Below are 17,302 nucleotides of genomic sequence, written 5' to 3' on the forward strand. Positions count from 1 at the left end.
TTGCCTATTGAGGGAGGTCGAGTTCGGATACGTCTTTGAACTTGATCGACTCGCCGCAACCGCAGGCGTCTTCGACATTGGGGTTGTTGAATTGGAAGCCGCTTTCCAGCAGGCTGGTCTGATAGTCGATCTCGGTTCCGAACAGGAACATCTGGGCCATAGGGGCGATCATCACGCGGGCGTCGCCCTGTTCGACAACCTCGTCATTCGCGTCAATCTCGTTGGCGAATTCCATGGTGTATTCCATTCCCGCGCACCCGCCTTTCTTGAGGCCGATGCGCAGGCCTTTGTGGCCGTCGCGGGCCATGAGGCGGGCGATTTGCGCTTCGGCAGCGGGGGTCATGGTGACCGCGTTTTTGCCAGGAATGCCAAACATTTTACATGAATCCCAGTTCCAGACGAGCTTCGTCCGACATCATTTCCATACCCCAGGGCGGATCCCAGGTGATCTGCACGTCGACCTGTTTGACGCCGTCCAGCGGCTCTACCGCCTCGGCCAGCCAGCCCGGCATTTCGCCAGCAACGGGGCAGCCGGGTGCGGTCAGGGTCATGATGATCGAAACTTCATTTTCGTCTGTAATTTCAATCGTATAGACCAAGCCAAGATCGTAAATATTCACCGGAATCTCGGGGTCGTAAACCGTGCGACATGCCTCGATCACGCTGTCAAACAGCGGGTGCTCGGTGGTCGAAGGCTTGATGAGGGGGGCGCCCTCCATCGGTTGAGTTTGCTCGGTCATAGTCGTCTGTCCTTAATTCCGACCAAAGATATAGGGTTTAAGACCCGGGGCGTAAAGGTGCGTTCTGGACGCATTGTTTACGTTTAAGCACATGGGCTGTGCGGGCAGTATGACCTGCATATGACTGCCATATGAGTTGCATATGACCTTTGAGCGGGGCGCAAAGGTTAATACGCCTGCCCTGATTAGCTTGTTACACGTTTGCGGGTCGGTGCGGGGCGCATGTTCTTTTCGATCTCGTCAAAAAGGTGCGCGGCGATGTTCTTGCCGCTGCTGCGTTCAATCCCTTCCAGTCCGGGGGAGGAGTTGACCTCGAGCACTTTGGGGCCTTCTTCAGAGCGCAGCAGGTCGACGCCTGCAAGGTTCAGGCGGAAAGCCCGAGCCGCGCGAACTGCAGCAGCGCGTTCTTCCTTGGTAATCTTTACCGCACTGGCAGCACCGCCCTGATGCAGGTTCGAACGGAACTCTCCGGGTTGCGCCGTGCGCTTGATGGCTGCGACGACCTTGCCGCCGACGACCAGGCAACGGATGTCTTCGCCAGCGGCCTCTTTTACAAAGTGCTGTACAAGGAAGCTGGCGCGCAGGCCCCTGAAGGCCGAGATCACGGACTCCGCCGCTTTTTTAGTTTCGGCCAGAACCACGCCCTTGCCTTGGGTGCTTTCCAGAAGTTTCACGATTAGGGGCGCACCCCCGACGAGCCCGATCAGGTTGTTCGTATCCTTGGGTGAGGCTGCGAAGGCTGTCACGGGCATGCCGATCCGGTGGCGGGCAAGGATCTGATGGGCGTGCAGCTTGTCACGGCTGGCCGTGATGCCATCAGAGCCGTTCACGCAGTAGGTACCCGTGGTTTCGAACTGACGCACAACAGCGGTGCCATAACTGGTGATTGACGCGCCGATGCGCGGGACCACTGCGTCATAGCGGGGAAGGCGTTTGCCGTCGTAATGGACCTCTGGCGAGGACGCGTTCAGCGCCATGTAGCAGCGTAGGGTGTCTATGACCTCGACCACGTGGCCGCGGGCTTCACCTTCGTCGACAAGGCGGCGGGTGGAGTAGTTGTTCGCCTCGCGGCTGAGGATCGCGATGCGCAGCGACCGGGGCGGGGCGCTAGTTCGGACAGAGGGTGAGGCGTAAATGTCATAGGACAGTTGCGGCTGGCAGAAACTGTCCGTTGGACTAACGATAAGGTCTTCAGTCAGGGCCTGACGTCCCAGCAACATGCGATAAGCCATGGTGCCCCGGTCTGTCAGGGTGATCTCGATCGGCCAAGACCGGTCGCCCATGGTCAACTGCGAGGTAATGACATAGCGCAGTTCGGTTTCCCCGTTCGAACTGGTCACCTCGCGCCGGTCGGTGATTGGCGCAGAGCAGGCGATGGTCACGTCTGTGCGACCCGGTATCGGGTGCACGGCAAACCGCACTTTCGGTTTTGCAGCGGGGCCGAAAGGTTCGATATCGAAAGCGTGCAGGGCCGAGGTCCGTGCCCCGGTGTCAATCTTGGCCTTCAGGGCGGGCAGGCCGAGTTCGGGCAAAGATAGCCACTCTTCCCAGCCCAAACGAAACGGTTCGCCGGCGTTCGAAATCTTGTCCATGTTTCCACCTGTCTTGGAATCCCGCCAGAATCGCATATACCCGCCATTCCAGCTCAAAGCACTCAGGATCAGCAATGACAGAGAAATTCAACTTTGATTTGACGTCAACCGACGGGATGGCTCGGACCGGTGTGATCCACACGCCCAAGGGCGACATCCGCACCCCGGCGTTCATGCCGGTGGGCACGGCTGCGACCGTGAAGGCGATGATGCCGGAAAGCGTGGCCGCGACAGGGGCGGATATCTTGCTTGGCAACACCTATCACCTGATGCTGCGGCCGACGGCGGAACGCATCGACCGGTTGGGTGGGCTGCACAAGTTCATGAACTGGTCCAAGCCGATCCTGACCGACAGTGGCGGGTTTCAGGTGATGAGCCTTGCCGGGCTGCGCAAGCTGACCGAGAAGGGCGTGACGTTCAAGTCGCATATCGACGGGTCCCGGCACGAGTTGACGCCGGAACGGTCGATGGAAATCCAAAAGCTGCTGGGGTCGGACATTGTCATGTGTTTCGACGAATGCCCGGCACTGCCCGCGGATCGTGACCGCATTGCCAAAAGCATGCGCCTGTCTATGCGGTGGGCGCAACGGTCCAAAGACGCCTTTGGCGACCGCCCGGGATATGCCTTGTTCGGCATCCAGCAGGGCGGGCTGGAGCAGGACTTCCGCCAAGAAAGCGCCGAGGCGCTGCGCGAGATCGGGTTTGACGGCTATGCCATCGGCGGTCTGGCCGTGGGCGAGGGGCAAGAGGCCATGTTCAATACGCTGGACTTTGCCACCGACATGCTGCCCACCGATAAGCCGCGCTATCTGATGGGTGTTGGCAAGCCTGATGACATTGTGGGCGCCGTGGCGCGCGGTGTGGACATGATGGACTGTGTGCTGCCGTCGCGGTCGGGCCGGACGGGGCAGGTCTTTACCCGTAATGGTGTGGTAAACATCAAGAACGCCCGCCATCAGGACGACCCGCGTCCGCTGGATGAAAACTGTAGCTGCCCGGCCTGTCAGAACTATTCGCGGGCCTATCTGCACCATGTCTTCCGCTCGAACGAGATGATCTCGGGGATGCTGCTGACGTGGCACAACCTGCAATATTATCAGGATCTGATGCAGGGCATGCGCGACGCGATTGCGGCGGGGCAGTTCAAGGCATTCGAAGCAGATTTCCACGCCAAGCGGGCGCAGGGCGATATCGAGCCGCTGTAGCCTTTAGCGGTTTCGCTTGGGCTTCATCGCATCTTTCACCATCTTGCCGAAGGCTTTGTCTTCGGCGCGGCGTTCGTGCAGGGATTTGGCGTTATAGGCGTCCTCGGCCAGCAGCTTGCGCCAGCGGGCCACGCGCGCGGGGTCAACGTCATTGGCCTCTATCGCGGCCTGAATGGCGCAGCCCGGTTCGGTCTGGTGCTGGCAGTCGTTGAATTTGCACTGGTGGGCAAGTTCAGAGAGGTCCGAGAAGACCTCGTCGATGCCTTCGCGGACGTCGGCCAGTTGCAGCTCTCGCATGCCCGGCGTGTCGATGATCCAGCCCGCGTCCGGAATGCGGAACATCTGTCTGAAGGATGTGGTGTGGCGGCCTTTGGCATCGTCTTCGCGGATCGCGCCCGTTGCCATCATGGTGTCGCCTAGCAGCGTGTTGACGATGGTGGATTTGCCCACGCCAGAAGAGCCGACCAGCGCGACGGTTTCGCCCGGCTTGCACCATGGGCGCAGCACGGCGATGTCATTGGGGTTGGTGGCATCAATCGCTTCGATCAGCAGGCCGGGCTGAAGCGCCTCTGCCTGCCGGCGATAGGTATTGGGGTCGTCTGTCAGGTCGATCTTGGTCAGCACTATTACGGGGGTGACGCCGGCCTCGTAGGCCAGCGCGAGGTAGCGCTCTAGCCGGGCGATGTTGAAGTCCTGATTGCAGGAGCTGACGATGAACAGCGTGTCGACATTGGCCGCGATCAGCTGTTCCCGCCGGTCCTTGCCCGGGGCGCGCCGCTTGAACAGGCTGGATCGTTCCAGCAGGCCCATAGGCTGCCCCTGATCGTCCAACCAAAGCCAGTCGCCGACGGTGGTGCTGTCGAATTGCGGGCAGGTCGAGGGGCCATCGGGGCTGATTAGGTCCAGCCGGTCGCGATGGACGGCGGTCACGCGCACGGGCCGCGTGTCAGCAGGGGCGTCCGGCAGTTGGCGCGCGAAATTCGGCTTGAACCCAAACACCAGCAAATCACCCGTTCGACCCTGCGAAACTTGGGTGTTCAGAAAGTCCGGGATCTTGCCGCGTGCCATCAGTGTTGGGTGTCCTGCAGTAAGTAGTCTGAAACAGCCTGAGTCATTTCCGCAGCAGGCTAGGCTTTCGCCGAGGGTCTGTAAATCCGACGATTTGGCGCCAGACCGGCGCAGAGCCCCGGCAATCTGGGCGGCAGACCCAATTCAAAGGTATATTGAAGGGTCGGTTGCTTGACTCATCCGCGCGATTACCCAGATAAAGGGTCTGACCTAAGGGGAGAGACCTTGCTGCCGCGACGTTGGGGCCGGTCTCTTCTGCCAAGAACAAGGAAATTTCATGACCCTGCTTTCGAGCGATTCCTATCCTGTCCTCCCGCTGCGCGATATCGTTGTCTTTCCGTACATGATCGTGCCGCTCTTCGTCGGCCGCGACAAATCGGTGCGCGCGCTGGAAGAGGTGATGGCGGACGACAAGCAGATCCTTCTGTCCAGCCAGATCGACCCGTCTGACGATGATCCGGCGGAAGAGGGCATCTATCGCACTGGCGTTCTTGCCAATGTGTTGCAGCTGCTGAAGCTGCCCGACGGCACCGTGAAGGTGCTGGTCGAGGGGCGCGCACGTGTGTCCATCGACGAATTCATTGAAAACGAAGAGTTTTTCGAGGCTCGCGCCACCCTTCTGGAAGAAGAAGAAGGCGACGAGGCAACGGTTGAAGCGCTGGTGCGTTCTGTCGGGGCCGAGTTCGAGCGCTATGCCAAGGTAAAGAAAAACGTTCCCGAAGATGCGCTGACGGCGGTTGCGGAAACCCGTGAACCGGCGAAGCTGGCCGACCTTGTGTCGGGGCATCTGGGTATCGAAGTTGACCAGAAGCAAGAGCTTTTGGAAACTCTGCCGATCGCAGAGCGGCTGGAGAAAGTCTATGGCCTGATCCAGGGCGAAATGTCGGTCCTGCAGGTCGAGAAGAAGATCAAGACCCGCGTGAAGTCCCAGATGGAGCGGACGCAGCGCGAGTACTATCTGAATGAGCAAATGAAGGCCATTCAGAAGGAGCTTGGCGACGGCGAAGAGGGCCAGAACGAGATTCTGGAACTTGAGCAGAAGATCGAAGAGACCAAACTGTCGAAAGAGGCCCGTGAAAAGGCCGATGCCGAGATCAAGAAGCTGAAATCCATGTCGCCCATGTCGGCCGAGGCCACCGTGGTGCGCAACTATCTAGATTGGCTGCTGTCGATCCCGTGGGGCACGAAGTCTCGGGTCAAAAAGGACCTGAGCCGTGCGCAGGGTATTCTGGATGACGACCACTATGGCCTTGAGAAGGTCAAAGAGCGGATCGTTGAATATCTGGCGGTTCAGCAGCGCTCGAAGAAGCTGAAAGGCCCGATCCTGTGCCTTGTTGGCCCTCCGGGTGTTGGCAAGACCTCTTTGGGTAAGTCGGTTGCCAAGGCAACCGGGCGCGAGTTTATCCGGATTTCTCTGGGTGGCGTGCGTGACGAAAGTGAAATTCGCGGTCACCGTCGGACCTATATCGGGTCGATGCCCGGTAAGATCATTCAGGCGCTGAAGAAGGCGAAGACCACTAATCCGCTGATCCTGTTGGATGAGATCGACAAGATGGGGCAGGACTTCCGTGGCGACCCCGCGTCGGCCATGCTGGAGGTGCTGGACCCGGAACAGAATGGCACATTCGTCGACCACTATCTGGAGGTCGAATACGATCTGTCGAACGTGATGTTCCTGACGACCTCGAACAGCTACAACATGCCGGGCCCGCTTTTGGACCGGATGGAGATCATCCCGCTGGCGGGCTATACCGAGGACGAAAAGACCGAGATCGCGCGTCAGCACCTGATCGCGAAACAGGTCAAGAACCACGGTCTGCGCAAGGGGGAGTTCGAGCTGACCGATGAGGCCCTGCAAGAGATCATTCGTACTTACACCCGCGAGGCGGGCGTGCGGAACCTTGAGCGGGAACTGGCCAAGCTGACCCGGAAAGCAGTGACCAAGATTATCAAGAAAGAGGATGAGAAAGTCACTGTAACCCCTGAAAATCTTGAGGATTTCCTTGGGGTGAAGCGGTATCGCTATGGTCTGGCCGAGAAAGACGATCAGGTGGGTGTTGTCACTGGGCTGGCCTATACCAGCGTGGGTGGAGACCTGCTGTCGATCGAGGCGCTGAAGCTGCCCGGCAAGGGTCGCATGAAGACCACCGGTAAGCTGGGCGACGTGATGAAGGAAAGCATCGACGCAGCATCCAGCTATGTCCGCTCTGTGTCTCCGCAGATCGGGGTGAAGCCGCCGACCTTCGAGAAGATCGACATCCACGTGCACGTGCCCGATGGGGCCACGCCAAAGGACGGGCCGTCGGCCGGTCTGGCGATGGTGACCTCGATCGTGTCGGTGCTGACGGGGATCCCGGTGCGCAAGGATATCGCCATGACGGGCGAGGTCTCTTTGCGCGGGAATGCGATGCCGATTGGTGGCTTGAAAGAGAAGCTGCTGGCCGCGCTGCGCGGTGGGATCAAGACGGTCTTCATTCCTGAAGAGAATGAAAAAGACTTGGCGGATATCCCGGACAACGTGAAAGAGGGGCTGAAGATCATTCCCGTCACCCACGTCCGCGAAGTGCTGGAACAGGCGCTGGTCGAGCAGCCCGAACCCATTGAATGGGACGAGGCTGCGGAAGAGGCCGCCGCCAAGGCGCTGGCGGCTGAAAAGGCCGAAGGCGCCGCACGGCACCACTGATCTTTAGTGAAACACTTAAAAACGCGTCCTTCGGGGCGCGTTTTTTGTTGGGTGGTTCCGGGCGCCTATATTGACGTTCATCAAGGAAACAGGGTCAAAACCCCATTAAATTCGTTGTGTGGACGATCAGGAGGAGGAGCCATGATCACACTCGACGATGTTGAAGACATGACCGATCTGACCCGCGACGAAATTGCGGCTATTGCAGAACATGACCATGTGCCGCTGATGACGGCGGCGATGACCGCCAACTATTTGATACACGAAGCAAAGGGGCCGCAGCATATCCAGCAGGTGATCTGCGAGGATATCCGCGAGGCGCTGCACAACGGCGACCTGAACCACGCGCGAGAGCTGTTCACCGTCCTGCGCCGTTTTATCTATGAACATCCCGAAGCTGTCCGAGGATCTGAGGCCGAGTGATTCCCGGTCGTACGGCGTGCGCTTAGCTTGAGAATGATGCCCGAGTGACCATATTTCGGGCAGGAATGGGCTGTGGGTAACCGTCACACACTTGTAACGAATTCAATCTAAGTATTGTGATGTCCACAGTATGTTGTGGGGGTTGCCAGAAGGGCAACTCGATATATAGTTGAATCATAGCTGGGGCGGGTCGTCCCGCCTTGGTGTCGTGAAGGCAGACGAGGCGGAGGCGGAGTCCCGATGGACGGTGATTTCAGGACGAGTTTTGTACATCAACCCGGTGGGCTGAAGCAGCACCCGGCGTTGGTCTTGAACGCGGATTACAGACCGCTTTCCTATTACCCGTTGTCGCTGTGGCCTTGGCAAGAGGCGATCAAGGCGGCGTGGCTCGACAGGGTGGATATCGTCGCTGAATATGATCAGGTGGTTCGAAGTCCTTCGACCGAGATACGGATCCCCTCGGTTGTTGTTCTGAAAGACTATGTAAAACCTCGAAAGCGCGTGGCCTTCACGCGCTTTAATTTATTTTTAAGGGATGAATTTTCCTGCCAATACTGCGGCAGCCGGGGTGATCTGACATTTGATCACGTGGTGCCGCGTGCCCGCGGTGGGGTTACCAGCTGGGAAAACGTCGTTGCGGCCTGTTCGCCCTGCAACCTTCGCAAAGGGCACAAGAGTCTGCGGCAGGCGGGGATGTCCCTGCGCAAAACGCCGAAGCAGCCTTGCGCGGAGGAATTGCGGAATATGGGGCGGCGCTTTCCCCCGAATTATCTGCATGATAGCTGGATGGACTTCCTGTATTGGGACGCCGAACTGGAGCGCGATCAATAACGTTATCGGAACATCTTGGGGTTTGTCGTATCTGGGTGCTAGACAGGTTATGACAAATGTATTAGGTGAGCGTTAGCGCTAACGTAGTTGCGGAGGAAGCCATATGGTCTCGCGCGTTATTCCAGTTGAAACCTTTGATCTTGTGATCTTCGGAGCCACCGGTGATCTGTCTCGGCGCAAGATTTTGCCGGGGCTGTTCCGCCGGTTCTGCGCAGGGCAAATGCCGCCTGAAGCCCGCGTCATCGGTGCGGCCCGCACTGAAATGGACGTTGCCGGTTTTCAGCAGCTTGTCAGCGACGCAATTTCCGAATTCGACCCTAAGAACAAGGCCACGGCCGACGACATGCAGCGCTTCCAAGAGCGGTTGGACTATGTCGCGATTGACGCAAAGGGCGATGACGGCTGGACAGAACTGGCCGGGAAGGTCCGCAAGGATGTTGTCACGGCCTTCTATTTCTCGGTTGCGCCCAGCCTGTTCGGTGATCTGGCCGAACGCCTGCGCAGCAACAATATCGCGACCTCTGAAAGCCGGATCGTGGTTGAAAAACCCTTCGGTCATGACCTTCAGACGGCCAAAGCGCTGAACGCGACATTGGCCAAGCATTTCGACGAGACCCAGATCTATCGGATCGACCACTATCTTGGCAAAGAGACGGTTCAGAACCTGATGGCCGTGCGGTTCGGAAACATCCTGTTTGAACCGCTTTGGAACAACCATTTCGTCGACCACATTCAGATCACGGTGGCAGAGACCGTCGGGGTTGGCGGGCGAGGGTCTTATTATGACCAGTCCGGCGCGATGCGCGACATGGTGCAGAACCACCTGATGCAGCTTCTTTGCCTGATAGCGATGGAACCGCCCAACGAGTTCGAGCCCAACGCGGTGCGTGACGAAAAACTTAAGGTTATCAGGGCATTGGACCCTGTATCCCCGTCTGACATTGTACGTGGCCAGTATTCGGGGACGGACAAGTTGTCGGGCTATCTTGAAGACTCAGAGAACCCAGACAGCAAGACCGAAAGTTTTGTGGCGATGAAAGTCGCCATTTCGAACTGGCGCTGGAAGGGAACGCCGTTCTACCTGCGTACCGGTAAGCGGCTGCGCGACCGGACCTCGGAGATTGCGATCGTGTTTCAGGACCCGCCTCACTCGATCTTCGAAGCACAGGAAGAGCGTCGCGGCAATGTGCTGGTCATTCGTCTTCAGCCGAATGAAGGTATCACCATGCGCGTGACCATCAAAGAGCCGGGGCCGGGTGGTATGCGCCTGATCGAGGTGCCTCTGGATATGAGCTTTGCCGACGCGCTGGACGAGGCGCATGATGTGCATGACGCCTATGAGCGTCTGATCATGGACGTCATCCGTGGCAACCAGACCCTGTTCATGCGCGGCGACGAGGTCGAGGCAGCATGGGCCTGGACCGACCCGATTATCGAGGGCTGGCAAGAGCGGGGCGATAAACCGCGTCCCTATGACTCTGGCAGCTCGGGCCCCGAGGATTCGCTGATGCTGTTGCACCGCGACGGGCGCCGCTGGCGTGAGGTCCGGGCATGAGGCTGATTGATTACCCCGACCGCGATGCCTTGATGCTGGATTTGGCCGGCGTACTGGCAGAAGAGCTGGAAATGGCCTTGCTGCACGAAGAGCGCGTGACGTTTGTTGTGCCGGGCGGGACCACGCCGGGGCCGGTGTTTGATGCACTGTCAGTCACCGATCTGGATTGGTCGCGCGTGGACGTGATGCTGGGCGATGAACGGTGGGTGCCTGAAACCTCTGACCGGTCGAACACCCGGCTATTGCGCGAGCGTCTGCTGGTGGGCAAGGCCGCCAAGGCGACCTTGTTGCCGCTGTACGCTGACGCCCCGCAGCCAGAGGACAAGCTGGACGATCTATGCGAGGGCATTCGCCCGGCGCTGCCGATCAACGTGCTGCTTTTGGGTATGGGCGCGGATATGCATACCGCGTCGCTGTTTCCCGGTGCCGACCGGCTGGACGAAGCTTTGTCGCCCAACGCGCCGATCCTGTTGCCGATGCGTGCGCCCGGCGCACCCGAACCCCGGATCACCCTGACCGCTCCGGTTCTGGCTGGTGCGCTGTCGATCCACCTTTTGATCACCGGCGAAGAAAAGCGTCGCGCGCTGGAAACAGCGAAAGCGACATCCAACTTGCGCGACGCTCCTGTCGCCGCCGTTCTAAATGATGCAACCGTTCACTGGGCAGACTAAGCGATGACACTCTGGACTACGCTGGCCGCGAAGGCCGAAGCCGCAAAAGACACCTCGATTGTGGGCCTGTTTGACGATGCTGACCGGGCCAAGAATTTCTCGGCCCGTTTCGGCAGCTTGCTGTTCGACTATTCCAAGACAACGCTTCAGGCCGACACTCTGGAGGCCCTGATCGCACTGGCGGAAGAGGCCGATCTGGTGGGCCGTCGCAAGGCGATGTTCGGCGGTGAGAAGATCAACGAAACCGAAGGCCGCGCGGTTCTGCACACAGCCCTGCGCCGGTCGGACGTGGGCGTTTATGTGGACGGCGAGGATGTCATGCCGGGCGTTCATGCGACGCTGGACCGGATCGAGACCTTTGCCAATGAGGTGCGCAGCGGTGCGTTCACGGGGCAGGGCGGCTCTATCACCGATGTGGTGAACATTGGGATTGGCGGTTCGGATCTGGGGCCGGTGATGGCCTGTCAGGCGCTAGCGTCATACAGCGACGGGCCGCGGGTGCATTTCGTGTCGAACGTCGACGGGGCGCATATCGCGCAGGTGATGCGCGGGCTGGATCTGACCCGGACACTGGTGATTGTGGCGTCGAAAACCTTCACCACGATCGAGACCATGACCAACGCGCAGACCGCGCGGGACATGATGGCCGAAGTGGTTGATGATCCCGCCGTGCAGTTCGCAGCCGTGTCGACCTCTGCCGAGAAAACCGCCGAGTTTGGCATCGCGGCCGAGCGTGTGTTCGGTTTTGAGGACTGGGTTGGTGGACGTTATTCCATGTGGGGGCCGATTGGCCTGCCGATCATGCTGGCCGTAGGCCCTGCAAACTTCCGCGAGTTTCTGGCTGGCGCCGAGGCGATGGACACCCATTTCCAAGAGACGCCCCTGCGGTCGAACTTGCCGGTGCTTCTGGCGCTGGTTGGCATGTGGCATCACCAGTTCTGTGGCCACACGACCCGCGCCGTTTTGCCCTATGATCAACAGCTTGCACGCCTTCCGGCATACTTGCAGCAGCTAGAGATGGAGAGCAACGGCAAGGGTGTCGCGATGGATGGCAGCTCTTTGGAAACCGTGTCTGGCCCTGTTGTTTGGGGCGAGCCGGGCACCAATGGCCAGCACGCGTTTTACCAGTTGATCCACCAGGGTACCGCTGTGATCCCGTGCGAGTTCATGGTCGCCGCCGAAGGCAACGAGATGGGCCGTAGCCGCCATCATCAACTGTTGGCGGCGAACTGTCTGGCGCAAAGTCAGGCACTGATGCTGGGCCGGTCGCTGGAGACCGCGCGCGAGATGATGGCAGCCAAAGGGCTGGAAGGGGACGAGTTGGAACGTCAGGCGCGTCACCGCGTCTTCCCGGGCAACCGCCCGTCGACCACGCTGGTTTACCCGAAACTGACCCCCCATTTGTTCGGCCAGATCGTGGCCCTTTACGAACACCGCGTCTTTGTCGAAGGGGTGATCCTTGGCATCAACTCGTTCGACCAGTGGGGCGTTGAGCTGGGCAAGGAACTGGCAATCAAGCTAGAGCCGGTGCTGACCGGCGAAAGCGACGCGCCTCAGGACGGATCAACCGAAGCGCTGGTCGCCTTTCTTCAGGACGCGTTGCGCTAGGGCGCCAGCGTCTTTGTGAACAGCTGTTCCAGAAAGGCCTCTGCCTCGGGGTAGGGGTCATCAGCGCCGATCATGAAATGCACCTGGGCGTCGAAGTCTGCGTAATGCTGTGTCAGCGCCCAGATTGAAAAGATCAGGTGGTGGGGATGCACTTTGGCGATGCGCCCAGAGTCGATCCAGCCCTGAATAACAATCGACTTTTCTACGAACTGCTTCTTCAGGTCGCCCATCAGCTCGCCTTCCATCCGCGGCGCGCCCTGCATGACTTCGTTTGCGAATAGGCGACTTTCGCGCGGCATGTCGCGGCTCATTTTCAGCTTGCGACGGACGTATTTCAGGATTTCGTCGATCGGTTCGCCCTCTGGGTCCATCTCGATCAGGGGGGCAAGCCAGATATCCATCAACTCTGTCAGAAGGGCGACGTGGATCGCCTCTTTCGAGGGGAAGTAATACAGCAGGTTGGGCTTCGACATTCCCGTAGTCTGAGCGATCTGCTCTAGCGTAGAGCCGCGAAATCCGTGCTGCGAGAAGACCTCTAACCCGGCGTTTAGAATGGCTTTTCGGTTCTTGGACTGAATACGGGAGAGAGGCTTCTTCATAGGGCTAAAACTATGTTGGGGGGCTTTGGGCTGTCCAGCCGGAAATCAAATATAACGCATAGAAATCCGAAGTCAGCCAGTTCCCCGGGGCCGATGCGGGTGCTATGGCTTAGGCAGTTAATGAATTTTCAGGAGTGTTCGATGATGCGCCTAAGTTTTATCTGCGCAGTGAGCCTTGCAAGTTTTGGGGTTTTGGCGGGTTGCGCGACCCCAGAGCCGAAAGTTCCGATCTCGGCCAAGGCAGCGGCTGCAATGCCCGAGGGGGTCGAGATCACCGACCTGCGCCGACTGTCGAACGGGTGCTATTTTATCGTCCAGCAGATTGGGCCCCGCACGATTTCACGCCCTCTAGAAGGGCCGGATGGTTTGCAGGTTTGCGACGAGGTGCCCCTAGAGCAGATGCTAAGCCCCAGCCGGGTCGTAGTGAACGAAAGAGCGATCTAGCCAATAAAAGAGGGCGCCCCGAAGGGCGCCCCTAGCCGCGTGAGTGGTGGCTTAGTTTAGATTGCGAGGTATTCCGAGCGTAGATCCGCGTTCTCTAGAACCTCTTTGGCAGTACCGTCGAACACGACGGACCCGGTGTCCAGAATGACCGAGCGATCGGCCAGTTCCAGCGCACGAACAGCGTTCTGTTCCACGATAATTGTGGTCATACCCTGTTCTTTAATGTGGATGAGGGTCTTTTCGATCTCGTCCACGATCACCGGTGCCAGACCTTCATAAGGTTCATCCAGCAGCAGTACCTTGATGTCCCGCGCAAGGGCCCGGGCGATCGAGAGCATCTGCTGCTCGCCGCCCGAAAGGGTCACACCTTCCTGCTTGCGACGTTCGCCCAGACGGGGGAACAGGTCATACAGGCGTTCCAGTGACCAGCCGATCGGCGGGGCAATCTGGGCCAGTTGCAGGTTTTCTTCCACGGTCAGGCCGGGAATGATGCGACGATCTTCGGGGACCAGTCCCAGACCAACAGACGCAGCTTCGTGGCTGGACATGTTGTGCAGGGGCTGGTGGTCCAGCCAGATCTCACCCTGACGGGTTTCGGGGCTGCCCGTGCGCGCGATTGCGCGCAGGGTCGAGGTTTTACCGGCACCGTTACGTCCCAGAAGGGCAAGGATCTCGCCTTCGTGGACGTTAAAGTTGATGCCCTGCACGATGTAGCTTTCGCCGTAGTAAGCGTGCATGTCCCATACCGACAGGAAGGCCGGTGCGGTGGTCGCCTGGTTGGCGTTTTTGCTGAAGTCGGGTTTGACGTTCATTGTATCGCCTCCTTACGCGCTTTCGCCAAGGTACGCTTCGCGCACTTTGGGGTGGCCTTTGATTTTTTCCGGCGTGTCTTCGACAAGCGGAGTACCCTGCGCCAGAACCGTGATCCGGTCTGCCAGAGAGAACACCACGTGCATGTCGTGCTCGATGATCGCGATGGTGATGTCGCGCTCTTCCTTGATCTCCTTCAGCAGGTCGATCGTGTTGTTGGTGTCGGCCCGGGCCATGCCCGCGGTCGGTTCATCCAGCAACAGAAGGCGCGGCTCTTGCGACAGGCACATGCCGATCTCAAGACGACGTTTGTCACCACGCGACATCGAAGCCGCATTCATGTGACGCTTGTCTGCCATGTTCATCTCTTCCAGTACCTTCTCGGCCCGTTCGATCACGTCTTTCTGGGACGAGACCGAGCTGAAGGCGTTCAGTTCGAACGCCCCATCACGGGCTGCGAAGATCGGGATCATCATGTTTTCCAGGACCGACAGATCTCCGAAGATTTCTGGGGTCTGGAACACGCGGCTGATGCCCATCTGGTTGATCTCGAAGGGTTTGCGACCCAGAACCGACTGGCCGTCAAACATGACGCTGCCGGTGTCCGGGATCAGTTTCCCGATGAGACAGTTCAGAAGGGTGGACTTGCCAGCACCGTTCGGACCGATGATCGCGTGGCAGGTGTTTTCCTGCACACTGAGGTTCACATCGCCGAGCGCCTGCAGGCCGCCGAAGCGTTTGCCAACACCTTTGACTTCAAGGATTCCCATAGTTCCGTTCCTCCTTATTCAGCCGCAGGCTGGGTTTCAGCCGCGTCGTCATCGGACTTCTTGCGACGTTTGATCAGGTTCATGATGCGCTGACCACCTTCGACCAGGCCACCTGGCAGGAAGATAACCACTGCCATGAACACAAGACCAAGGGTCAGGTGCCAGCCTTTACCGACGAACGGGTGGATCACGAAGACAACGAAGTCTTCAAGCCCATCCGGCAGGAAAGAGAACCAGCCGTGCAGAACGGTGTCGTTGATCTTGGAGAAGATGTTCTCCATGTACTTGATCGCACCTGCGCCCAGAACCGGGCCAATCAGGGTGCCGGCACCGCCAAGGATGGTCATCAGAACAACCTCACCCGACGCGGTCCACTGCATGCGCTCGGCGCCTGCCAGCGGGTCCATACAGGCCATCAGTCCGCCCGCCAGACCAGCATACATGCCAGAGATGACGAAGGCTGCAAGGGTGTAGGGACGGGTGCTGAGACCGGTGAAGTTCATGCGGTTCTGGTTACATTTCACAGCCCGCAGCATCATGCCGAAGGGTGAACGGAACACGCGGATCGCGATGTAGAACGACAGCAGCATGATGATTGCACTGACATAGTAACCAGCCGAGAAGCTGAAGCTCCATGCACCCATTTCGATCGTTTCCGAACCGCGCATCTCGAGACCAAACAGGTTGGTCACCGGGATCGAACCGTCGGCCGTTGCACTAACACCCAGAACGCGCGGGTCATCCAGCAGCAGCTGCAGGCCGGTTTCACCGTTTGTCAGGTTGTAGCTGGAGGCCGGGTTGCCCAGAACCGAGTAGGCCATGTTGTAGCACATCTGTGCAAACGCCAGTGTCAGGATCGAGAAGTAGATACCCGATCTGCGCAGGCTGACGTAGCCAATGACCACTGCGAACAGACCCGAGACAATCACCGAAAGGATGATCGCAGGGATGATGTTCATGCTCAGCAGTTTGAACATCCAGACCGCCGAGTAGGAACCGATGCCCAAGAAGGCCGCGTGGCCGAAGGACAGGTATCCGGTCAGACCGAACAGGATGTTAAACCCGATTGCAAAGATCCCGAAGATCACGAAGCGCTGCATCAGGTCAGGGTAACCCGCGTTGAACTGGGCCAGGCCCGAGTCAGTGGGGAAGGGGTTCAGGATGAAGGGGGCGAACATTGTCAGGACCGCCACGATCATCAATAGGGAAGTGTCTTTTTTATCTAGACCAAACATGTCCTTAGTCCTCCATCACGCCTTTGCGGCCCATCAGACCCCGCGGACGGGTGAGCAGGATAACGATTGCAACCAGATAGATGATGATCTGGTCGATGCCGGGGATGATGTCCTTGATCCAGTTCATCGAAGCAAAGGCCTCAAGGATACCCAGAAGGAAACCAGCGGCGACAGCGCCGGGCAAAGAGCCCATGCCGCCCACAACAACCACAACGAAGGACAGGACAAGGAAGTCCATCCCCATGTGATAGTTCGGCGAGTTAATTGGCGTGTACATCACACCAGCCAGACCAGCCACGGCGGCCGCCAGGCCGAACATGATGGTGAAGCGGCGGTCGATGTTGATGCCCAGAAGGCCCACGGTCTCGCGGTCAGCCATACCGGCACGGACAACCATCCCGAAGGTGGTGAACTGCAGGAAGGCAAAGACGCCCGCGATGATCACGCCTGCGAACAGGAAGTAGACCATACGCCAGTAGGGGTAGATGATCGCATTCGCTTCGAAACCCAGCATCGCGCCGAAGTCGAAAGACCCTTTGAAGGCTTCCGGGGCAGGGGTCGGGATCGGGTTCGCGCCATAGAAGTATTTCACAACTTCCTGAAGAACGATTGCCAGACCAAAGGTCACAAGGATCTGGTCGGCGTGGGGGCGCTTGTAGAAGTGTTTGATCAGGCCGCGCTCCATCGCGTAGCCAACGAACAGCATGATCGGAATGGCGAACAGGATCGCCAGCGGGACCGACCAATCGATGATCGCGCCGCCGAAGCTTTCTCCGAACCAGCTTTCAATATAAGGAACCTTTACTTTCAAGGGGTTACCCAGAAAGTCTGTCTTGGTCGGATCGACAACTTCTTTCGAAATCGTCAGAATTTTGCTGAGTGTAACGGCACAGAAGGCGCCAATCATGAACAGCGCACCATGTGCGAAGTTCACGACGCCCAAGGTGCCGAAGATGAGCGTAAGCCCCAAGGCGATCAGCGCGTACGCCGAGCCTTTGTCGAGGCCGTTGAGAATCTGCAATAGGATTGCGTCCATTTTCCCCACCCGGTCTTGGTGTTGGAGTGAAG

General features: G+C 58.8%; 17 protein-coding genes. 8 read left to right on the top strand and 9 right to left on the bottom strand.

Annotated features, from left to right (window positions below):
- Positions 1-4: 4 nt before the first annotated feature.
- The 3 genes from CLM58_RS10965 to rimK all read right to left on the bottom strand — a co-directional run bounded on the left by CLM58_RS10965 (position 5) and on the right by rimK (position 2,332).
- The gene (locus CLM58_RS10965; RefSeq protein ID WP_095595971.1) at positions 5-376 is read right to left on the bottom strand and encodes a HesB/IscA family protein; all 372 of its coding nucleotides are present in this window, start codon (positions 374-376) and stop codon (positions 5-7) included.
- Position 377: 1 nt separating this feature from the next.
- Positions 378-740, bottom strand: coding sequence for an SUF system Fe-S cluster assembly protein (locus tag CLM58_RS10970; RefSeq protein WP_095595972.1), 363 nt, complete (start codon positions 738-740; stop codon positions 378-380).
- Positions 741-925: 185 nt separating this feature from the next.
- Positions 926-2,332 carry a 30S ribosomal protein S6--L-glutamate ligase gene (gene rimK / locus CLM58_RS10975; protein ID WP_095597065.1) on the bottom strand — a complete coding sequence of 469 codons (1,407 nt, stop codon included), beginning with the start codon at positions 2,330-2,332 and terminating at the stop codon, positions 926-928.
- A gap of 74 nt (positions 2,333-2,406) precedes the next feature.
- Between rimK and tgt the strand changes: the two genes are divergently transcribed.
- A complete protein-coding gene (tgt, locus tag CLM58_RS10980; RefSeq protein ID WP_095595973.1) occupies positions 2,407-3,537 on the top strand; it encodes a tRNA guanosine(34) transglycosylase Tgt in 1,131 nt (376 codons plus the stop codon).
- Between the two features lie 3 nt (positions 3,538-3,540).
- Here tgt and rsgA read toward each other — a convergent pair whose 3' ends face one another.
- Positions 3,541-4,605, bottom strand: a complete 1,065-nt coding sequence (rsgA, locus tag CLM58_RS10985; RefSeq protein WP_095595974.1) for a ribosome small subunit-dependent GTPase A — start codon at positions 4,603-4,605, stop codon at positions 3,541-3,543.
- Between the two features lie 277 nt (positions 4,606-4,882).
- Between rsgA and lon the strand changes: the two genes are divergently transcribed.
- From lon to pgi, 6 genes are all read left to right on the top strand, one after another.
- Complete coding sequence (lon, locus tag CLM58_RS10990; RefSeq protein WP_095595975.1) at positions 4,883-7,288, top strand: endopeptidase La; 2,406 nt, start codon at positions 4,883-4,885, stop codon at positions 7,286-7,288.
- Positions 7,289-7,429: 141 nt separating this feature from the next.
- Positions 7,430-7,711 (top strand): hypothetical protein, encoded by a 282-nt coding sequence (locus CLM58_RS10995; protein WP_095595976.1) that lies wholly within the window; start codon positions 7,430-7,432, stop codon positions 7,709-7,711.
- A gap of 240 nt (positions 7,712-7,951) precedes the next feature.
- Positions 7,952-8,542 carry an HNH endonuclease gene (locus tag CLM58_RS11000; RefSeq protein ID WP_095595977.1) on the top strand — a complete coding sequence of 197 codons (591 nt, stop codon included), beginning with the start codon at positions 7,952-7,954 and terminating at the stop codon, positions 8,540-8,542.
- 103 nt (positions 8,543-8,645) lie between these two features.
- Positions 8,646-10,097, top strand: coding sequence for a glucose-6-phosphate dehydrogenase (zwf, locus tag CLM58_RS11005; protein WP_095595978.1), 1,452 nt, complete (start codon positions 8,646-8,648; stop codon positions 10,095-10,097).
- Complete coding sequence (gene pgl, locus CLM58_RS11010) at positions 10,094-10,768, top strand: 6-phosphogluconolactonase (RefSeq protein WP_095595979.1); 675 nt, start codon at positions 10,094-10,096, stop codon at positions 10,766-10,768. Before zwf ends, pgl begins: the two co-directional genes overlap by 4 nt.
- 3 nt (positions 10,769-10,771) lie before the next feature.
- Positions 10,772-12,376, top strand: a complete 1,605-nt coding sequence (gene pgi / locus CLM58_RS11015) for a glucose-6-phosphate isomerase (protein ID WP_095595980.1) — start codon at positions 10,772-10,774, stop codon at positions 12,374-12,376.
- Here pgi and CLM58_RS11020 read toward each other — a convergent pair.
- Complete coding sequence (locus tag CLM58_RS11020; protein ID WP_095595981.1) at positions 12,373-12,975, bottom strand: TetR family transcriptional regulator C-terminal domain-containing protein; 603 nt, start codon at positions 12,973-12,975, stop codon at positions 12,373-12,375. The genes pgi and CLM58_RS11020 overlap by 4 nt on opposite strands.
- Before the next feature lie 141 nt (positions 12,976-13,116).
- Between CLM58_RS11020 and CLM58_RS11025 the strand changes: the two genes are divergently transcribed.
- Positions 13,117-13,419 carry a hypothetical protein gene (locus tag CLM58_RS11025; protein WP_095595982.1) on the top strand — a complete coding sequence of 101 codons (303 nt, stop codon included), beginning with the start codon at positions 13,117-13,119 and terminating at the stop codon, positions 13,417-13,419.
- 56 nt (positions 13,420-13,475) lie between these two features.
- On the opposite strand, the gene CLM58_RS11030 is transcribed toward CLM58_RS11025, so the two are convergent.
- Genes CLM58_RS11030 through CLM58_RS11045 form a run of 4 tightly spaced genes read right to left on the bottom strand, consistent with a single transcriptional unit; the run spans position 13,476 to position 17,270 of the window.
- On the bottom strand, positions 13,476-14,231 hold the full coding sequence (locus CLM58_RS11030) for an ABC transporter ATP-binding protein (protein ID WP_095595983.1): 756 nt from the start codon (positions 14,229-14,231) through the stop codon (positions 13,476-13,478).
- A 12-nt stretch (positions 14,232-14,243) separates the two neighbouring features.
- Entirely contained in the window at positions 14,244-14,999 is a 756-nt protein-coding gene (locus CLM58_RS11035; RefSeq protein WP_095595984.1) for an ABC transporter ATP-binding protein, read from the bottom strand.
- 14 nt (positions 15,000-15,013) lie between these two features.
- Entirely contained in the window at positions 15,014-16,234 is a 1,221-nt protein-coding gene (locus CLM58_RS11040; RefSeq protein ID WP_095595985.1) for a branched-chain amino acid ABC transporter permease, read from the bottom strand.
- Between the two features lie 4 nt (positions 16,235-16,238).
- Positions 16,239-17,270, bottom strand: a complete 1,032-nt coding sequence (locus tag CLM58_RS11045) for a branched-chain amino acid ABC transporter permease (protein ID WP_095595986.1) — start codon at positions 17,268-17,270, stop codon at positions 16,239-16,241.
- Between the last annotated feature and the right edge of the window lie 32 nt (positions 17,271-17,302).

Origin of the sequence: Actibacterium pelagium (assembly GCF_002285415.1) — a bacterium.
Taxonomy (GTDB): Bacteria; Pseudomonadota; Alphaproteobacteria; order Rhodobacterales; family Rhodobacteraceae; genus Actibacterium_B; species Actibacterium_B pelagium.